This window comes from Streptomyces sp. NPDC001536, assembly GCF_042894505.1.
Classification (GTDB): Bacteria; Actinomycetota; Actinomycetes; order Streptomycetales; family Streptomycetaceae; genus Streptomyces.
Genome location: NZ_JBIAVQ010000002.1, coordinates 594,229 through 610,686 on the forward strand (window position 1 = coordinate 594,229; position 16,458 = coordinate 610,686).

Below are 16,458 nucleotides of genomic sequence, written 5' to 3' on the forward strand. Positions count from 1 at the left end.
TCGTGCACCTCAAGCGCCGTTTTCGCGCGCTGAGCGCAACTCGGCGCACCTTGAGGGGATTTCGTGCGCCCTGCGAGCTCCATTGCTTCGAGATCTCGGAACCGGAGTACGCCTCTTCGGAGCACAAACACCCGTTCCGGCGTTCTCTCCTACGTACAGTCCGGATCGCGCGGTCGCAGCTCAAGGGTCCTCATGGAGCTGACGCCGCCCCATCGACACCACGCCCTGAACCCGGCCCTGCGTTTCAGCTCTATCCTCTTTGCTAGAGGCATAATGAGAGGAGCCAAGAGCTAGGAACTTTCTGTGCATGGCCGATCAGGTTCAGGGTACGTGCACGGGCGAAGGAGCGGCGATGACCCCCGTGGACCCCAGTCTGAACCGGCGCAAACTACGTCTCGCACTGCGACAGGCGCGCGAGCGCGCCGGTCTGACTCAGCGCGAGGCAGCCGAACAGGTGGAGTGGTCCCAGTCGAAACTGATCCGGGTGGAGACAGGTACGGTCAGCGTGTCCGTCAGCGATCTGCGCGCGCTGGTGACGCTCTATCGCATCACCGACCCTGCCGAGGTGCACGAACTCGAACAGGCGGCCAGGGGCAGCAAAGGGGCGAGTTGGTGGTCGAAGTACCACGACGTGGTCACCCCTCAGTTCGCCCAGTACCTGGGCTACGAGAGCGCCGCCGCATCCCTGCACACGTACCACCCCATCGTCGTCCCCGGCCATCTGCAGACCCGCGGATACGCGAAGGCGCTCCTGGCCCCCCGCGGATTGTCGCCCGAACGGGCCGAGCGGGTCGTGGGCCTGAGGATGGAACGGCAGGAGCGGATGTTCGACGGCTCCGGCAAGCCAGTGACCACGTTCATCCTCGACGAGGCCGCGGTACGACGGCAGATCGGTGGAAGGGAGGTTCTCGATGAGCAGTTGGAGCAGTTGCTGAACTTCGGCGCCCGGGACGGCATCACGATCCGCATCCTGCCGTTCGAGGCCGGGGCGCACTACAGCACTCTGGGCAGCTTCGTCCTGCTGGGATTCCCCGATGACGACGATCTGCTGTACCTGGAGCATGCCGCCGGCAGCATGACCGGCGGCGAAGACCTGGAACTGCTGGCCCGTTACCAGGAGTGCTTCCACACGATCACGGAACTGGCACTCGGCGAATCCGAGTCTCGCGACCTGATCGATCGCATCAAGCAAGACCTCAGGGCCCGCTAGAACCGCGGTGCCCATGGCTGGAAGTGAGAGCCAGGGGGAGGACCGACGTGGTCTTCAGGTCGATATCTCAGGGTCTACAGCAGTTCGTCACCACTCTGCTCGGCGGAGCGGCCGGACTCAACGACGAGGAGCTCAAAGCACAGGCCATCAAGAACCAGTCCGAGACGGACCGTCTGGTCCAGATCGAGAACGCTCGCGGCGCCGTGAAGCTGAAGCAGATGACCGTGCTCGGCGTGCTCGCACTGATCGCCCTCGCCATGCTGGTCGGAGCGGTACTCGTGGTCGTCCAGGCGGCCGGGGACCTGAAACTGCCGTGGTCGCGAATAGGCACGGCCGTGGGCACGGTCGTCTGCGCGTCCGGAATCACCGGCCTGGTGGCACGCTGGCTGACACGCTGGTTCAAGCGCCGCCGGGCGGCCGGCACCCCTACCGCGGCGCCCGCGTCCCAGAACCCTCCGGGAGGCGACCCGAACCAGATGACGTCACCATGACGTGACTGGCCTTCCACACTCCCGCCCCGACGGACACCCCGACCGCCACGGACACCCACAGGATCCGCTTGGCGAGCAGGCTGTCGACGAGCAGGGAGGCAAGGGCGGCCGCCAGCGTCGCCAGCGCACCGGCAGCGAGCGCGAAAGCCACGGCGCCGCCGATGACCGCGTCCCGTTTCCCCCGCTTCTTCCCCGAATCCCGCATCGCAGATGCCTCGGCACGCATACAGGCCCCCTACCTACTGCCGATGGCTGTTCAAGAACATCACGAACCCTCTAACGCCCCTTGGTTCACCGCGCAAAGGAACTGTGCCCAGACGGGAGCGGTGAATCGCAGAGGCGAACGATGGGGTTCCTTGGAGTCACGAGCGAGTACCCGGCCCTCACACACGGCGACCTCCACACACTCGTTCTCATTGCCACACATGCTGCTCCTGCGCCACAAGGGTTCCCCCCTATGCACCACCTCAGCCCTCCTGCTCCCCCGATACGCCTGGGCAGTGCCCATCCATGCTAGTGGGCGGTCGCGCACCACCGCAGGCAAGTACCCCCGAACGTCAAGCCAAAGAACCACACATGGCACCCACAAGACTACGCACAGCTACTAGATGTTCAGCGTAAATGATCCCAGCCCACCACAGCCATACCCGAATCTGTCGATATGCCGTACGTCATTGCGACCGCCGCGTCTCACATCCAGTTGCCGCTTCGTCGACGTTCCCAACTGCCCTCCCCACAAACCAACTTGGGTATCTGTTGGCTCAAGTACTCACAGTTCTTGGCGAGTTGACATGGCTCAGCGCACCCACGGTGTCGCCTGCGAGCGGCAGCTCGATGCGGAACTCCGTGCGCCCCGGCTCACTCCGCACCTCGATCCCTCCCCCGTGCGCCGCCGTGATCGCCGCGACGATGGCCAGCCCCAGTCCGGAACCGCCCTCCAGCCCACCGGCCCTGGTGCGGGACACGTCCGCCCGGGTGAAGCGTTCGAAGACCGTCGGGAGGAGGGCGGGCGGAATGCCGGGGCCGTCGTCGCGGATGCGGACGACGCACAGGTCGTCACGTGCCTCCACGATCGCGACCACCCGCGTCCCCACCGGCGTGTGCACCCGCGCGTTGGCCAGGAGGTTGGCGACCACCTGGTGCAGACGAGCCTCGTCGCCGGCGACCAACGGGGCCGCGTCGAGGCACAGTTCCAGGTGCCAGTCGTGGCCGCCGCCCGCGGCCCGCGCGTCCCAGACCGCCTCGGCGACCAGGGCGGCCATGTCCACCTCGGCGGACCGCAGGGGGCGGCCCTCGTCGAGGCGGGCGAGGAGCAGCAGGTCCTCGACGAGGCCTGTCATCCGGGCCGACTCGGCGGAGACCCGGCGCCAGGCCAGTACCGGTTCGATCCGGTCGGTGCCGCGGTTCATCAGTTCGGCGTAGCCCGCGATGGAGGCCAGAGGGGTGCGCAGTTCGTGGCTCGCGTCGGAGAGGAAGCGGCGCATGCGTTCCTCGGTGCGCCGGCGTTCCGAGAGGGAGGACTCGACGTGGTCGATCATGCGGTTGAGCGCGGCGCCCACCTGGCCCGCCTCGCTGCCCGGGTCGGTGTCGTCGGCCGGGACGCGGGTGAGGGCGGTGACCTCGCCGCGGTCCAGAGGTGCGCGGGAGACCTCGACGGCGGTGGCGGCGACCCGGCCGAGGGGGCGCAGCTGGCGGCGGATCACCACGGCGCAGACACAGCCCGCCACGGCGAGGCCCGTCGCCGCCACGACCACCTCGACCACGACCAGGCCGTTGATCAGGCGCTGGACGTCGTCCATGGGGAGGCCGGCGAGGACCCGTACGCCGTCGCTGTCCACCGCGGTGATCCGGTACGTCCCGAGGCCGGGCACCGTCACCGTGTGCGTCGAGCCGTTCATCGCGGTCCCTTCCAGCGCGGCGCGCTGGGCGTCGGTCAGGGCCGTGGGCGGGGCATCCTGGCTGACGACCTCGGCGGTGAGGACGCCGCCGTCCTCGTCCAGGCGGGCGGCGAGCATGCCGGACGGGTGGCCGCTCTCCATCAGGAAGGCGAGGCTGCTTCCCTGGTCGGGGTGGAGCCGGGCGCCGCCGAGGCTGCGCTGGGCGGCGTTGTGGACGCGGTCGTCCAAGTTGCCCAGCAGGTAGGAACGTTGGACGAAGACCGTGGTCAGCGCCATCACGACGCACACGGCCGCCAGGGTGACGCCGATGAAGACGAGCAGGCGGGTGCGCAGGGAGCGCAGGCGTCGGCGGGCGGTCATCTGCCGTCCTCCACCGGGCGGATGACGTAGCCGAGGCCGCGCACGGTGTGGATCATCGGCGCCCGGCCCCTGTCGATCTTCCGGCGGAGGCTGGAGATGTAGACCTCGACGAGGTTGCCGCCGCCGTCGAAGGAGGTGCTCCAGACGTGGTCGAGGATCTGCGCCTTGCTGAGCACCTGGCGCGGGTGGCCCAGCATCAGGCTGAGCAGGTCGAACTCCTTGGCGGTGAGCCGGACCGGCGTCCCGGCGCGGTGCACCTCGCGGGTCTCCTCGGTCAGTACGAGGTCGCCGAGGACGCGTACGGAGTCGTCGGCGCGGGCGGGTCCGGCCCCGGCCCGGCGCAGCAGTCCGCGCAGCCGCAGGACGACCTCCTCCAGGGAGAAGGGCTTGGTGACGTAGTCGTCGGCGCCCGCCTCCAGGCCGTCGAGCCGGTGTTCCAGGGCGTCGCGGGCGGTGAGCATGAGGACGGGCAGCTTCGGGTTCTCGTAGCGCAGCCGGCGCAGCACCTGGAGGCCGTCCAGGTCTGGCAGCATCCCGTCGAGGACGACGGCGTGCGGGGCGCAGCCGCGCGCGGCCCGCAGCGCGCTCTGTCCGTCGAGCGCCGGACAGGCGCGCCAGCCCGCCTCCTCGACGGCCACGGAGAGCACGTCGGTGAGCGCGGGCTCGTCGTCGACGATGAGCACGCGGACACGGCCGTTTCGGTACCCAGCGCTGCCAGTCATGTCCCGATCCTGTCCCCGTGGGCTGTGGGAACCCTGTGCTCCACCTGAGGCACAGCCGTGCGAAACGGCCTGCCACCAGGCGCGACCGGGTTTCCCACGCTGGGGTGCGGGAGTCAACTGCCGTGACCGAAGGGGGCATTGGCACGCATCGGCCACCGGTTTCCCTTGAGCCGGCTGTGACTCGGCGCCCAGGCTGAAGCACAGGCTTCCGCTCACCCGCGGGAGCTTTTCACGCGTTTCAGGGGAGGACGTCCACCCATGCGAAGACTCCACGCCCTGTGGGCCGGGGCCGCGGCCGCCGGACTCGTCGCGGCGGCGATCCCGCCCGCGACGGCAGCTGCCGGTTCGCCGGTCACCGCATCCCCCACGGGCTCACGCACCACCGCACCGCAGACCGTCACCCTCATCACCGGCGACACGGTGTCGCTCACCGCGGGACCGGACGGCAAGAACGCCGTCGACGTCCGGCACGGCAAGGGCCGCGAGGCCGCCACCTTCCTGTCCAGCGAGAAGGACGGCGAGGTCAGCGTCATACCGGCCGACGCGATCCCGCTGATCCAGGCGGGCCGCCTCGATCCGGCCCTGTTCAATGTCACCGCGTTGGTCAAGCAGGGCTACTCGGACGCGAAGACCGGTGCCACACCGGTGATCGCGACCTACAGCAAGGGCGCCGAGACACCGGAGGGCGCCCGCCGGACGCTCGCGCTGCCCGGGATCGACGGCGCCGCGCTCAGCGCGAGGAAGTCCACCGCCTTCTGGGCGGACATCGCCCCGGCCCTCGGCACCGAGCCCACCACCAAGGCCGCGAAACGGCTCGGCGAGGGCATCGACAAGATCTGGCTGGACGCCAAGGTGAAGGCCTCCCTCGAGGTGAGCGTGCCGCAGATCGGGGCGCCCGAGGTGTGGCAGTCGGGCTACGACGGCGCCGGGGTCAAGGTCGCGGTCCTGGACACGGGTGTGGACACCGAGCACCCGGACCTCGCCGGGAAGATCGCCGAGTCGCAGAGCTTCGTGCCCGACCAGGCGGTGCGGGACGGGCACGGCCACGGCACCCATGTGGCGTCCACGATCGTCGGCTCGGGCGCGGCCTCGGGCGGCAGCCGCAAGGGGGTCGCGCCGGGCGCGGAGCTGCTGGTCGGCAAGGTGCTGAACAACGCGGGCGACGGCCAATCGTCGTGGATCATCGCGGGCATGGAGTGGGCGGCGAACTCCGGGGCGAAGATCGTCTCGATGTCGCTGGGCGGTACGGCGTCCGGTGCCTCGGACGTGCTCAGTGAGACCGTCGACGAGCTGTCCGCGTCCACCGGCAGTCTCTTCGTCATCGCGTCGGGCAACGCGGGCCCGGGCGCGCAGACCGTGGGCACCCCGGGCATCGCCGACTCGGCGCTCACCGTCGGCGCGGTCGACAAGTCCGACCAGCTGGCGTCCTTCTCCAGCCGTGGCCCCCGCCCCGGTGACTTCGCGGTCAAGCCGGAGATCACGGCGCCGGGCGTGAGCATCACCGCGGCCCGTGCGGCCGGCACCACGATGGGAACGCCGGTCGACGACAACTACACGACGGCGAACGGCACTTCGATGGCGACCCCGCATGTCGCGGGCGCGGCGGCACTGGTCGCACAGGCGCATCCGGACTGGACGGGGCAGCGGATCAAGGAAGCCCTGGCCAGCACCGCGAAGACGAATGCCGACGCCTCGGTGTTCGAGCAGGGCGACGGCCGGGTCGACGCCGTGCGGGCCGTCACACAGAACGTCTTCGCGACCCCGACACTGAGCTTCGGCAAGTTCGAGGAGGGCGACTCGGAGGTCGTCACCAAGGACATCACGTACACCAACACCACTGACACAGCGGTGGAGTTGAAGCTGTCGTCGTCGCTCCCTGACGTCGCTCCGGGCGCAGACACGCTGACCGTGCCCGCCCGCGGCACCGCCTCGGTCCCGGTCGGGGTCGACCCCGCGCAGGAGGGCGAGGGCCGGTACTCGGGCCACATCACGGCGAGGGCCGACGGCGTCCAGGTCACCACGGGCGTCGGCTTCGAGAAGGCGCCGAAGACCTACGCCCTCAAGGTCTCGCTCCTGGGCCGCGACGGCAAGCCGTCGACCGGGGCGTCGATCTTCACGCTCATGGAGCTGAACGGCGCCATCCCCGACGCGTACGGATTCATCGGCACCGGCTGGACCTGGCGGGTTCCGGCCGGCACCTACTCCATGGCGACCTGGATCCCGGACCGGGACGCGGGCGGGCTGGCCGTCGGCACCTCGGTCGTCGGCAACCCCGAGATCAAGGTCGGCGCGGACACCGAGGTCGTCCTCGACGCCCGCAAGGCGGTGGAGATCAAGCCGAAGACCAAACAGACCTCCGAGTTCGAGGGCTTCAGCACCAACTGGCACCGGGAGGGACCGACCAACGCCTGGGGGCTCACCTACAGCCAGGGCTTCTGGACCAAGCACGTCTACGTGACGCCGACCGAGCAGGTCACCGAGGGCAGTCTGGAGTTCTCCGCCAAGTTCCGGTTGTACGCACCGGAGTTGACGGCGAGCGTCACCAGTCCGGAGAAGACGTCCCTGTCCTCGCTCTACTACTCCCAGACGTACGAGGACTTCCCGCTGAAGATCAGCGGCGACCACAAGGTCCAGGCGGTGGACGCGGGCGGCGGTACCGAGGCCGACTTCGCGGGGCTCGACGTCAAGGGCAAGGTCGCGGTGGTCGGGGTCGGCGCGACCGAGCGGGCGCAGAACGCGCTGGACAACGCGACCAAGGCCGGGGCGGGTTACCTCATCGTGTACCGCAAGACCCCCGGCTTCTGGATCGAGGCCGTGGACCGCGCGACCACCGTCCCGCTGATGATCGCCACCGGCGAGGAGGGCGCCGCGCTCACCGACCTGCTGAAGACCGGCAAGAAGGTCACGCTGAAGCTGAGCGGTACGCCGGTCAGCCCCTACGTCTACAACCTGCTCGCCGCGGAGAGCGGTGCCATCTCGGCGGACCAGACCTACCGCCTGGACGGCTCCAACACCGTGAAGAAGAAGGCCCGTTACCACGGGGCCACGGCCGGCGAGATCGGTGCGGACACCCTGTACACCTTCCGCCCCTGGCAGCTCTACGGCATCGAGAGCAGCGTGTACCTGGAGCTGGGCACGGAACGCGACGAGTACTACTACGTCGACCCCGACACCCGGACCTGGCACGTCGTCATGCCGAACTGGAACACGCTCAGGGGCCAGTGGAGCCCGCTGCGGACCTTCGGCAAGCCCGCCACGGAACCCACCGAGAACTGGCTTCGCCAGGTCGTGCGCCCCGGCACCAGTGAGGAGTACGGCCTCTCCGAACGCACCGGTGACAGACTCACCCTCTCCATAGCGGAGTTGAGCGACTCCGCGCCGGGTCACTACGGGTACATCGACGGCTCCACCAGCACCGCGCAGGGCAAGCTCTACGCGGACGGGAAGTTGGTCGGTGACTCGACGCTCGGCGGGTACGGCGTCTTCGACGTGTCGGCGGACAAGGCGTCGTACCGCTTCGACCTGGACGTCCAGCGCCGGGCGGCCTGGGCCAGGTACTCCACGAGCACCCACACCGAGTGGACCTTCGCCTCGGCGCACACCACGACCGAGACGGCGCTGCCGCTGCTCACGGTCGGTATCGCACCCAAGGGCCTCGATCTGCTCAACCGGGCCGAGCGCGGGCGGCAGTTGGAGGTCGCGCTGCCGGTGGCGAACCAGCTGGGCGGCGTGAAGGCACGCGGTCTGAAGGCCTGGGTCTCCTACGACGACGGCGCGTCCTGGAAGGAGGTGAAGGTCAAGGACGGCGAGGCCCGGTTCAAGCCCGCGAAGGGCGCCGAGACGGTGTCCCTGCGGGTGCGGGCCACCGACCGTGACGGCAACGCGATCGACCAGACCGTGCTGCGGGCGTTCGGCTTGAAGTCATAGCCCTGAGCCACGACCCGAAAGCCATGGTCCTGAAGCCTTAACAAAGATCCTCTACCGTGCCGGGACATGGTGAACACGGCACACGACACGGCACACGACACGGCAAGACCGGCCCCTGCCGCGAGCCCTTGGTCCGCGGTGGGGGTCTCGGCCTTCGACGAGCTGGTGTACCAGGCGATCCTCCACCAGCCGGACGCGGACACGGCCGGCTGGGCGCTGCTGACCGGCGCCGCTCCGGCCCGCGTCCGCGCGTCCTGCGACCGGCTGCTCACGCTCGGCCTGCTGCAACCGCCGGACTCCCTGGGCGGGATACGCGCGGTCGACCCACGGGTGGCGATCCGCGCGCTGATCCGGCGGCGGGAGACGGAGTCCGAGCTGCTCGCCGCCACCGCCGAGGAGATGTCGACGGTGTACGAGGCGGGGCTGCTGCGCGAGGAGCCGTCCCGGCTGGTCGAGGTGGTCTCCGGGGAGGGCGCCAACGCGGCCCGCCTGGAGGAGCTGTACGCGCGCGCCGAGCACGAGGTGTGCGTCTTCGACACTCCCCCGTATCTGGCCCCGCTCACCCCGCAGTTGGACCTCCAGGCCGATCTGCTCGACCGCGGGATCGTCTGCCGCACGGTCTACGCGGCGACCGCTCTGGAAGACCCGGACGTCCTCTTCCACGCCTGGCGGATGGTCGGACTCGGGGAGCAGGCCCGGGTGTTGCCCGCGGTGCCGGTCAAGTTACTGGTGGTCGACGGGCGTCGGGCGATGGTTCCGCTGACCGCGTCCGGCACGGGCGGCTACTGCGCCGCGGTCGTACGGCACTCCGGGGTCACCGAGGCGCTCCAGAAGCTCTTCGACCTGGCCTGGCAGCAGGCGACACCGCTCGGACAGCCGGTCGGTGAGGGTGAACTCGCCGAGGGCGAGCGGACGTTGATCCGGCTGCTGGCGGCCGGGATGAAGGACGAGGCGGTGGCCCGCCATCTGGGCGTGAGCCTCAGGACCCTGCGGCGGCGGGTGAGCGAGCTGCAGGAGCGGCTGGGGGCGGCGAGCCGGTTCCAGCTGGGGGTACGGGCGACGCAGCTCGGCTGGGTGTAGGAGCGAACGACGGAGGGCCGCACCCCCGTCACCGGGGATGCGGCCCTCCTGGCGAGAACTAGCCGCGGATCAGGCTGCGCAGCACGTACTGCATGATGCCGCCGTTGCGGTAGTAGTCGGCCTCACCGGGGGTGTCGATGCGGACGACCGCGTCGAACTCGACGCCCGTGTCGGTGGTGACCTTGACCGTGCGCGGCGTGGTGCCGTTGTTGAGCTCCTCGACGCCGGTGAAGGAGAAGGTCTCCTCGCCGGTCAGACCGAGGGACTCGGCGTTCTGGCCCTCCGGGAACTGGAGCGGCAGGACGCCCATGCCGATGAGGTTCGAGCGGTGGATGCGCTCGTACGACTCGGTGATGACGGCCTTGACGCCGAGGAGCGCGGTGCCCTTGGCGGCCCAGTCGCGGGACGAGCCGGAGCCGTACTCCTTGCCGCCCAGGATGACCAGCGGGATGCCCTGCTCGATGTAGTTGCGCGAGGCGTCGTAGATGAACGACACCGGGCCGTCGGGCTGGGTGAAGTCGCGGGTGTAGCCGCCCTCGGTGCCCGGCGCGAGCTGGTTGCGCAGGCGGATGTTGGCGAACGTGCCGCGGATCATGACCTCGTGGTTGCCTCGGCGGGAGCCGTAGGAGTTGAAGTCACGACGCTCCACACCGTGCTCGGTGAGGTACTTGCCGGCCGGGGTGTCGGCCTTGATGGCACCGGCCGGGGAGATGTGGTCGGTGGTGACCGAGTCGCCCAGCTTGGCCAGGACGCGGGCGCCCGTGATGTCGGAGACCGGGGTGGTCTCCATCGTCATGCCCTCGAAGTACGGGGGCTTGCGGACGTAGGTCGACTGCGGGTCCCACTCGAAGGTGTTGCCGGTCGGGATCGACAGCGCCTGCCACTGGGCGTCGCCCGCGAAGACGTCCTGGTAGGACTTGTTGAACATGTCCTCGCCGATGGCGTTGGCCACGACGTCGTTGACCTCGGCCTCGGTCGGCCAGATGTCGGTCAGGTAGACCGGCTTGCCGTCCTGGTCGACACCGAGGGCGTCCTTGGTGATGTCCACCTTCATGGAGCCCGCGATGGCGTACGCGACGACCAGCGGCGGGGAGGCCAGGTAGTTCATCTTGACGTCGGGGTTGATACGGCCCTCGAAGTTACGGTTGCCCGAGAGGACCGAGGTGACCGCGAGGTCGTGGTCGTTGACGGCCTTGGAGACCTCCTCCGGCAGCGGGCCGGAGTTGCCGATGCAGGTGGTGCAGCCGTAGCCGACGAGGTTGAAGCCGACCTTGTCGAGGTAGGGGGTGAGCCCCGCCTTGTCGAAGTAGTCGGTGACGACCTTGGAGCCCGGGGCGAGGGTGGTCTTGACCCACGGCTTGCGGGTCAGGCCCTTCTCCACGGCCTTCTTCGCGACGAGCGCAGCGGCGACCATGACGTACGGGTTCGAGGTGTTGGTGCAGGAGGTGATGGCCGCGACCGTCACCGCGCCGTGGTCGATCTCGTAGGTCGAGCCGTCGGGGGCGGTCACGGTGACCGGGTTGGACGGGACGCCGTTGGAGACGGCCGGGGCGTCGGAGGCCGGGAAGGACTCCTTGCCCGCCTCGGAGTCGTCCACGACGTAGTTGCGCACGTCCTGGGCGAACTGCTGGGAGGCGTTGGCGAGGACGATACGGTCCTGCGGGCGCTTCGGGCCGGCGATCGACGGGACGACCGTCGACAGGTCCAGCTCCAGCTTCTCGGAGAAGTCCGGCTCGGCCTGCGGGTCCAGCCAGAGGCCCTGCTCCTTGGCGTACGCCTCGACGAGCGCGAGCTGCTGCTCGGAGCGGCCGGTGAGCTTGAGGTACTTGATGGTCTCGCCGTCGATCGGGAAGACGGCGGCGGTGGAGCCGAACTCCGGCGACATGTTGCCGATGGTGGCGCGGTTCGCGAGGGAGGTGGCGGCGACGCCCTCACCGTAGAACTCGACGAACTTGCCGACCACACCGTGCTTGCGGAGCATCTCGGTGATGGTGAGCACGAGGTCGGTGGCGGTGGTGCCGGGGGTGAGCTCACCGGTCAGCTTGAAGCCGACGACGCGCGGGATGAGCATCGAGACCGGCTGACCGAGCATCGCGGCCTCGGCCTCGATGCCGCCGACGCCCCAGCCCAGCACACCGAGGCCGTTGACCATGGTGGTGTGCGAGTCGGTGCCGACCAGGGTGTCGGGGTATGCCTGGCCGCCTCGCACCATGACCGTACGGGCGAGGTGCTCGATGTTGACCTGGTGGACGATGCCGGTGCCCGGGGGGACGACCTTGAAGTCGTCGAAGGCGGTCTGGCCCCAGCGCAGGAACTGGTAGCGCTCCTTGTTGCGGCCGTACTCCAGGTCGACGTTCTGCTTGAAGGCGTCGTTGGTGCCGAACTTGTCGGCGATGACGGAGTGGTCGATGACCATCTCGGCCGGGGAGAGCGGGTTGACCTTCGCCGGGTCGCCGCCGAGCGCCTTGACGGCCTCACGCATGGTGGCGAGGTCGACGACACAGGGCACGCCGGTGAAGTCCTGCATGATCACGCGGGCGGGCGTGAACTGGATCTCCTGCGACGGCTGGGCCTGGGAGTCCCAGTTGCCGAGGGCGCGGATGTGGTCGGCGGTGATGTTCGCGCCGTCCTCGGTACGGAGCAGGTTCTCCAGCAGAACCTTGAGGCTGTACGGAAGGCGAGCCGAGCCTTCCACCTGGTCCAGCCGGAAGATCTCGTACGACTCGTCGCCCACGCTCAGCGTGGCACGGGCGTCGAAGCTGTTCGCCGACACGACAGTCTCCTTCATTGATGTGCGCGTACTCACCACGATCCTGCCGCTACGGCATCTTGGCCGATCCGCTAAGGTCAGGCTAAGTTAGGTAACCCTTACCGTCGCGGGGGTGATGCGGGCGGCTGCGGTGCGCCCAGGCAGATATCTCGATGTCGAGATAACTCTAGTACACGGGCGCCGGATGGTCATGCCCCGCCTCCGTTTGTGATGTCCCACACGGCTAGGCTCACTCGGTGATTATCTGGCCGAACGCGACCTCCGGCGCGGGCAGGACCCTCACGAACGCCGGTACCGCGTGAACGGGCCCGACTTCTGGCGGGACGAGGACGCGTACGCCTGGACGGCACGGATCACCCTGCCGCCGGGCACTTGGGCCGCCGCCCCCGGACCCCTCCCCCTGTACTACGCCCCCGAGGGCCGGGAGGACCACCCCCTGGACGAGGCCGAGCTCGCGTCGGCGACTTGGGCGGTCGAGAATCTCCCCACCCTGCTGACCGCCGCCCGCCGGACGATCCACGCCCACGCGGTCCGCGCACTGGAGCCACAGGACCTGGCGACCGCCTCCGCGCTCGACGACGCCGTGCGCGTCGCCGCCGTGTACGTCCACCAGGCCTCCCGCGACCGCGTCCCCTATGTCGGCGTCGAGTTCTCGTGCCCGCGGGACGAGGAGCACGGCCTGGGGGTACTGCTGCACGGCACCCGCGTCGTCGACGTCGGCGGCGCCGACACCGCGTTCCTCCTCTGGATCGCCGAACGGGACGCCTCGAACCCCCGCACCGGCCTGGACGAGGCGCTCCTCGGCCACTGGGACAGCTCCCCCTTCGAGTACGGCGTGATGGAGGCGTCCGAGTTCGAGCTGCGCGCCGACGGGACGGGGTGGAGCCTGCTGGCCAACCTCGGCGGGGAGTACGTCACCCGGCTCACCTGGCGGTGCCCGGAGGCGGGGGTGTTGGAGTTGCGGGACGAGGACGGTCCCGTGTCACGGCACCCGTACGTCGTCACCACCGCACCGGTGACCTCGGTCACCTTCGAAGAGCCCGTCGCGTTCGGCCATCAGTACGCCAAGTCGGGGTAACCGACAGGTACGTTCCGCGACTCAGACGGGAGACACAGATGCCCCTCACATTCCGCAAGAGTTTCCGGATCCTTCCCGGTGTCCGGCTGAACATCAACCGGCGCTCCTGGTCCATCACCACCGGCGGTGGCAAGCACGGGCCGAAACACACCAGCAGCAGCACAGGACGTCGTACGACATCGGTGGATTTGCCCGGACCTTTCGGATGGCGCCGCACCCGTAACGCCAGGCGGCATTGACGCACCATCAGGTCCGTCACCCGGACGGACCCCCAGGAATGCGCCATCTCATATCTGAGATAGCCTCAACCCCATGGCAGACGATTACCTCGTACGCATCGGCAAGCTCATCCGTGACGCCCGGCAACACCGGGGCTGGACACAGTCGCAGCTGGCAGAAGCTCTCGGTACCAGTCAGAGCGCTGTGAACCGCATCGAGCGTGGCAACCAGAACATCAGCCTTGAGATGATCGCTCGAATCGGTGAAGCCCTGGAGAGCGAGATCGTCTCTCTGGGCTACGCGGGCCCGATGCATCTGCGGGTCGTCGGCGGCCGCCGGCTCTCCGGCGCCATCGACGTCAAGACGAGCAAGAACGCGTGCGTGGCACTGCTGTGCGCCTCCCTCCTCAACAAGGGGCGCACAGTGCTGCGCCGCGTCGCCCGCATCGAGGAGGTCTACCGCCTTCTGGAGGTGCTCAACTCCATCGGGGTGCGCACCCGCTGGATCAACGACGGCACCGACCTGGAGATCGTGCCGCCGGCCGAGCTGGACATGGGCGCCATCGACGCGGACGCGGCCCGCCGCACCCGCTCGATCATCATGTTCCTCGGCCCGCTGCTGCACCGCATGGACAGCTTCAAGCTGCCCTACGCCGGTGGCTGCGACCTCGGTACGAGGACCATCGAGCCGCACATGATCGCGCTGCGCCGGTTCGGTCTGGACATCGCCGCGACCGAGGGGCTCTACCACGCGCAGGTGGACCACTCGATCTCCCCCGACCGCCCGATCGTGCTGACCGAGCGCGGCGACACCGTGACCGAGAACGCGCTGCTTGCCGCCGCCCGCCATGACGGCGTCACGGTCATCCGCAACGCGTCCTCCAACTACATGGTCCAGGACCTCTGCTTCTTCCTGGAGGCGCTCGGCGTCAAGGTCGAGGGCATCGGCACCACCACGCTCACCGTGCACGGCATGCCGACCATCGACGTCGACGTGGACTACTCCCCCTCCGAGGACCCGGTCGAGGCGATGAGCCTGCTGGCCGCGGCGGTGGTGACGGAGTCGGAGCTGACGGTGCGCCGGGTGCCGATCGAGTTCCTGGAGATCGAGCTGGCGGTCCTGGAGGAGATGGGCCTCGACCACGACCGTACGCCTGAGTACGTCGCGGACAACGGCCGTACGCGCCTGGTGGACCTCACCGTCCGCCCCTCCAAGCTGGAGGCGCCGATCGACAAGATCCACCCGATGCCGTTCCCGGGCCTCAACATCGACAACGTCCCGTTCTTCGCGGCCATCGCGGCCTCCGCGCAGGGCAAGACGCTGATCCACGACTGGGTCTACGACAACCGCGCGATCTATCTCACCGACCTCAACCGCCTCGGCGGCCGCCTCCAGTTGCTGGACCCGCACCGCGTCCTGGTCGAGGGCCCGACCCGCTGGCGCGCCGCCGAGATGATGTGCCCGCCGGCCCTGCGCCCCGCCGTGGTCGTGCTGCTGGCGATGATGGCGGCGGAGGGCACGTCCGTGCTGCGCAACGTGTACGTCATCAACCGCGGTTACGAGGACCTGGCCGAGCGTCTCAACTCGGTCGGGGCGCAGATCGAGATCTTCCGGGACATCTGAGGCGCTCCGGGCGTTCCGCGCAGCGCCCTCTTCCCGCTGTTACGGCGGGGGCGGGGACGTTCTCCTCCTCCGGAGCGCGTACCGGGGCCGTCACGGCAGGTCCGAGGGCGGGGCGGGGGGGTACGCGCGGGCGGACTCGGGGGGTCGCTCTGCACGGCACACCACCTCCTCTCCCTCGTCGTGTCGGAACCTGGGGCCTTGCGGGCTTGCGGGCTTGCGGGGGTCTGCGGACCGATCCTGTTCGGGGCAACCGACCCGGCGGGGAGCGCGGGCCCGCCGGGGCGGCCGCTGTCGGTCAGGCGTGGTGGACCACGCCGAACTTCACGCCCGCGGGGTCGCTCAGGACCGCGACGCGTCCGACTCCGGGCGCCTCGGAAGGCCCGGAGACGACACCGCCGCCGAGCGCGGTCGCCGCCGCCGCTGTCGCGTCCACGTCCGCCACGCCGAAGTGCAGGGTCCAGCCGGCCTCGCCGCCGGGCGCGCTCGTGACCGCGCCGAACTCCGCGACGCCGCCCACGAAGGTCAGATGGGCGGCGGCCCCTCCTGCCGGGGGCACGGCCGCGCTCCAGCCGAAGACCTGGGCGTAGAACGCCTTGGCGCCCTCGGTGTCCGGAGTGCTCAGCCCGAACCAGGACAGCGCCCCGGGCTCGCGCACCAGCCCGGAGCCGGGGTGCTTGTCCGGCTCCCAGGCGCCGAACACCGCGCCGTCGGGGGCCGCGTACACCGCGGCGCTGCCGGCCACCGAGACCTTCGCGGGCGGGCTCAGGACCCGGCCCCCGGCCGCCTCCACCGCCTTCGTCGTCGCGTCGAGGTCGTCCGACATGAAGTAGGCGCTCCAGCCGGACGAGTGCTCCTGCCCCTCCCGGAGCTCGACCGCACCCACGACCTTCTCGCCCCGCAGCATGAAGTTCACGTATCCGCTGGGGAGTTGGAGGCCCTCCCAGCCGAAGAGGGAGCCGTAGAAGGTGCGGGCGGAGGCGACGTCGGGGGTGTCGAGGTCCGCCCAGCACGGTGCGCCGACAGGGTGACGGTTGATCTTCATCGGTTCTCCTCGGGTCGCAACGGTCGATCGTCGTTCAG

12 protein-coding genes are annotated in these 16,458 nt (G+C 69.5%); 7 read left to right on the forward strand and 5 right to left on the reverse strand.

What is annotated here, in order from left to right; translation table 11 throughout:
* Positions 1-352: 352 nt before the first annotated feature.
* Positions 353-1,210 carry a helix-turn-helix domain-containing protein gene (locus ACFY0U_RS07755; RefSeq protein WP_388631780.1) on the forward strand — a complete coding sequence of 286 codons (858 nt, stop codon included), beginning with the start codon at positions 353-355 and terminating at the stop codon, positions 1,208-1,210.
* 47 nt (positions 1,211-1,257) lie between these two features.
* A complete protein-coding gene (locus tag ACFY0U_RS07760) occupies positions 1,258-1,701 on the forward strand; it encodes a hypothetical protein (RefSeq protein WP_388631783.1) in 444 nt (147 codons plus the stop codon).
* 265 nt (positions 1,702-1,966) lie between these two features.
* On the opposite strand, the gene ACFY0U_RS07765 is transcribed toward ACFY0U_RS07760, so the two are convergent.
* The 3 genes from ACFY0U_RS07765 to ACFY0U_RS07775 all read right to left on the reverse strand — a co-directional run bounded on the left by ACFY0U_RS07765 (position 1,967) and on the right by ACFY0U_RS07775 (position 4,681).
* Complete coding sequence (locus ACFY0U_RS07765; RefSeq protein WP_388631786.1) at positions 1,967-2,209, reverse strand: DUF397 domain-containing protein; 243 nt, start codon at positions 2,207-2,209, stop codon at positions 1,967-1,969.
* Positions 2,210-2,462: 253 nt separating this feature from the next.
* The gene (locus ACFY0U_RS07770; RefSeq protein WP_388631788.1) at positions 2,463-3,959 is read right to left on the reverse strand and encodes an ATP-binding protein; all 1,497 of its coding nucleotides are present in this window, start codon (positions 3,957-3,959) and stop codon (positions 2,463-2,465) included.
* Positions 3,956-4,681 (reverse strand): response regulator transcription factor, encoded by a 726-nt coding sequence (locus ACFY0U_RS07775; RefSeq protein ID WP_388631791.1) that lies wholly within the window; start codon positions 4,679-4,681, stop codon positions 3,956-3,958. Before ACFY0U_RS07775 ends, ACFY0U_RS07770 begins: the two co-directional genes overlap by 4 nt.
* A 258-nt stretch (positions 4,682-4,939) precedes the next feature.
* Here ACFY0U_RS07775 and ACFY0U_RS07780 point away from each other — a divergent pair, with 258 nt between their 5' ends.
* Positions 4,940-8,608 (forward strand): S8 family serine peptidase, encoded by a 3,669-nt coding sequence (locus tag ACFY0U_RS07780; RefSeq protein ID WP_388631794.1) that lies wholly within the window; start codon positions 4,940-4,942, stop codon positions 8,606-8,608.
* Positions 8,609-8,674: 66 nt separating this feature from the next.
* Positions 8,675-9,688: a LuxR C-terminal-related transcriptional regulator gene (locus tag ACFY0U_RS07785; RefSeq protein WP_388631796.1), complete on the forward strand. Its 1,014-nt coding sequence runs from the start codon at positions 8,675-8,677 to the stop codon at positions 9,686-9,688.
* 58 nt (positions 9,689-9,746) lie between these two features.
* Here the strand turns inward: ACFY0U_RS07785 and acnA are convergent, their stop codons facing one another.
* Complete coding sequence (acnA, locus tag ACFY0U_RS07790) at positions 9,747-12,461, reverse strand: aconitate hydratase AcnA (RefSeq protein ID WP_388631799.1); 2,715 nt, start codon at positions 12,459-12,461, stop codon at positions 9,747-9,749.
* Between the two features lie 295 nt (positions 12,462-12,756).
* On the opposite strand from acnA, the gene ACFY0U_RS07795 reads away from it, so the two are divergent.
* The 3 genes from ACFY0U_RS07795 to ACFY0U_RS07805 all read left to right on the forward strand — a co-directional run bounded on the left by ACFY0U_RS07795 (position 12,757) and on the right by ACFY0U_RS07805 (position 15,378).
* The gene (locus ACFY0U_RS07795; protein ID WP_388631802.1) at positions 12,757-13,536 is read left to right on the forward strand and encodes a DUF6985 domain-containing protein; all 780 of its coding nucleotides are present in this window, start codon (positions 12,757-12,759) and stop codon (positions 13,534-13,536) included.
* Between the two features lie 38 nt (positions 13,537-13,574).
* Entirely contained in the window at positions 13,575-13,775 is a 201-nt protein-coding gene (locus ACFY0U_RS07800) for a DUF4236 domain-containing protein (protein WP_388631804.1), read from the forward strand.
* A 73-nt stretch (positions 13,776-13,848) separates the two neighbouring features.
* Entirely contained in the window at positions 13,849-15,378 is a 1,530-nt protein-coding gene (locus tag ACFY0U_RS07805) for a helix-turn-helix domain-containing protein (RefSeq protein WP_388631806.1), read from the forward strand.
* A gap of 295 nt (positions 15,379-15,673) precedes the next feature.
* On the opposite strand, the gene ACFY0U_RS07810 is transcribed toward ACFY0U_RS07805, so the two are convergent.
* Positions 15,674-16,420: a VOC family protein gene (locus ACFY0U_RS07810; protein ID WP_388632387.1), complete on the reverse strand. Its 747-nt coding sequence runs from the start codon at positions 16,418-16,420 to the stop codon at positions 15,674-15,676.
* Positions 16,421-16,458: the final 38 nt, after the last annotated feature.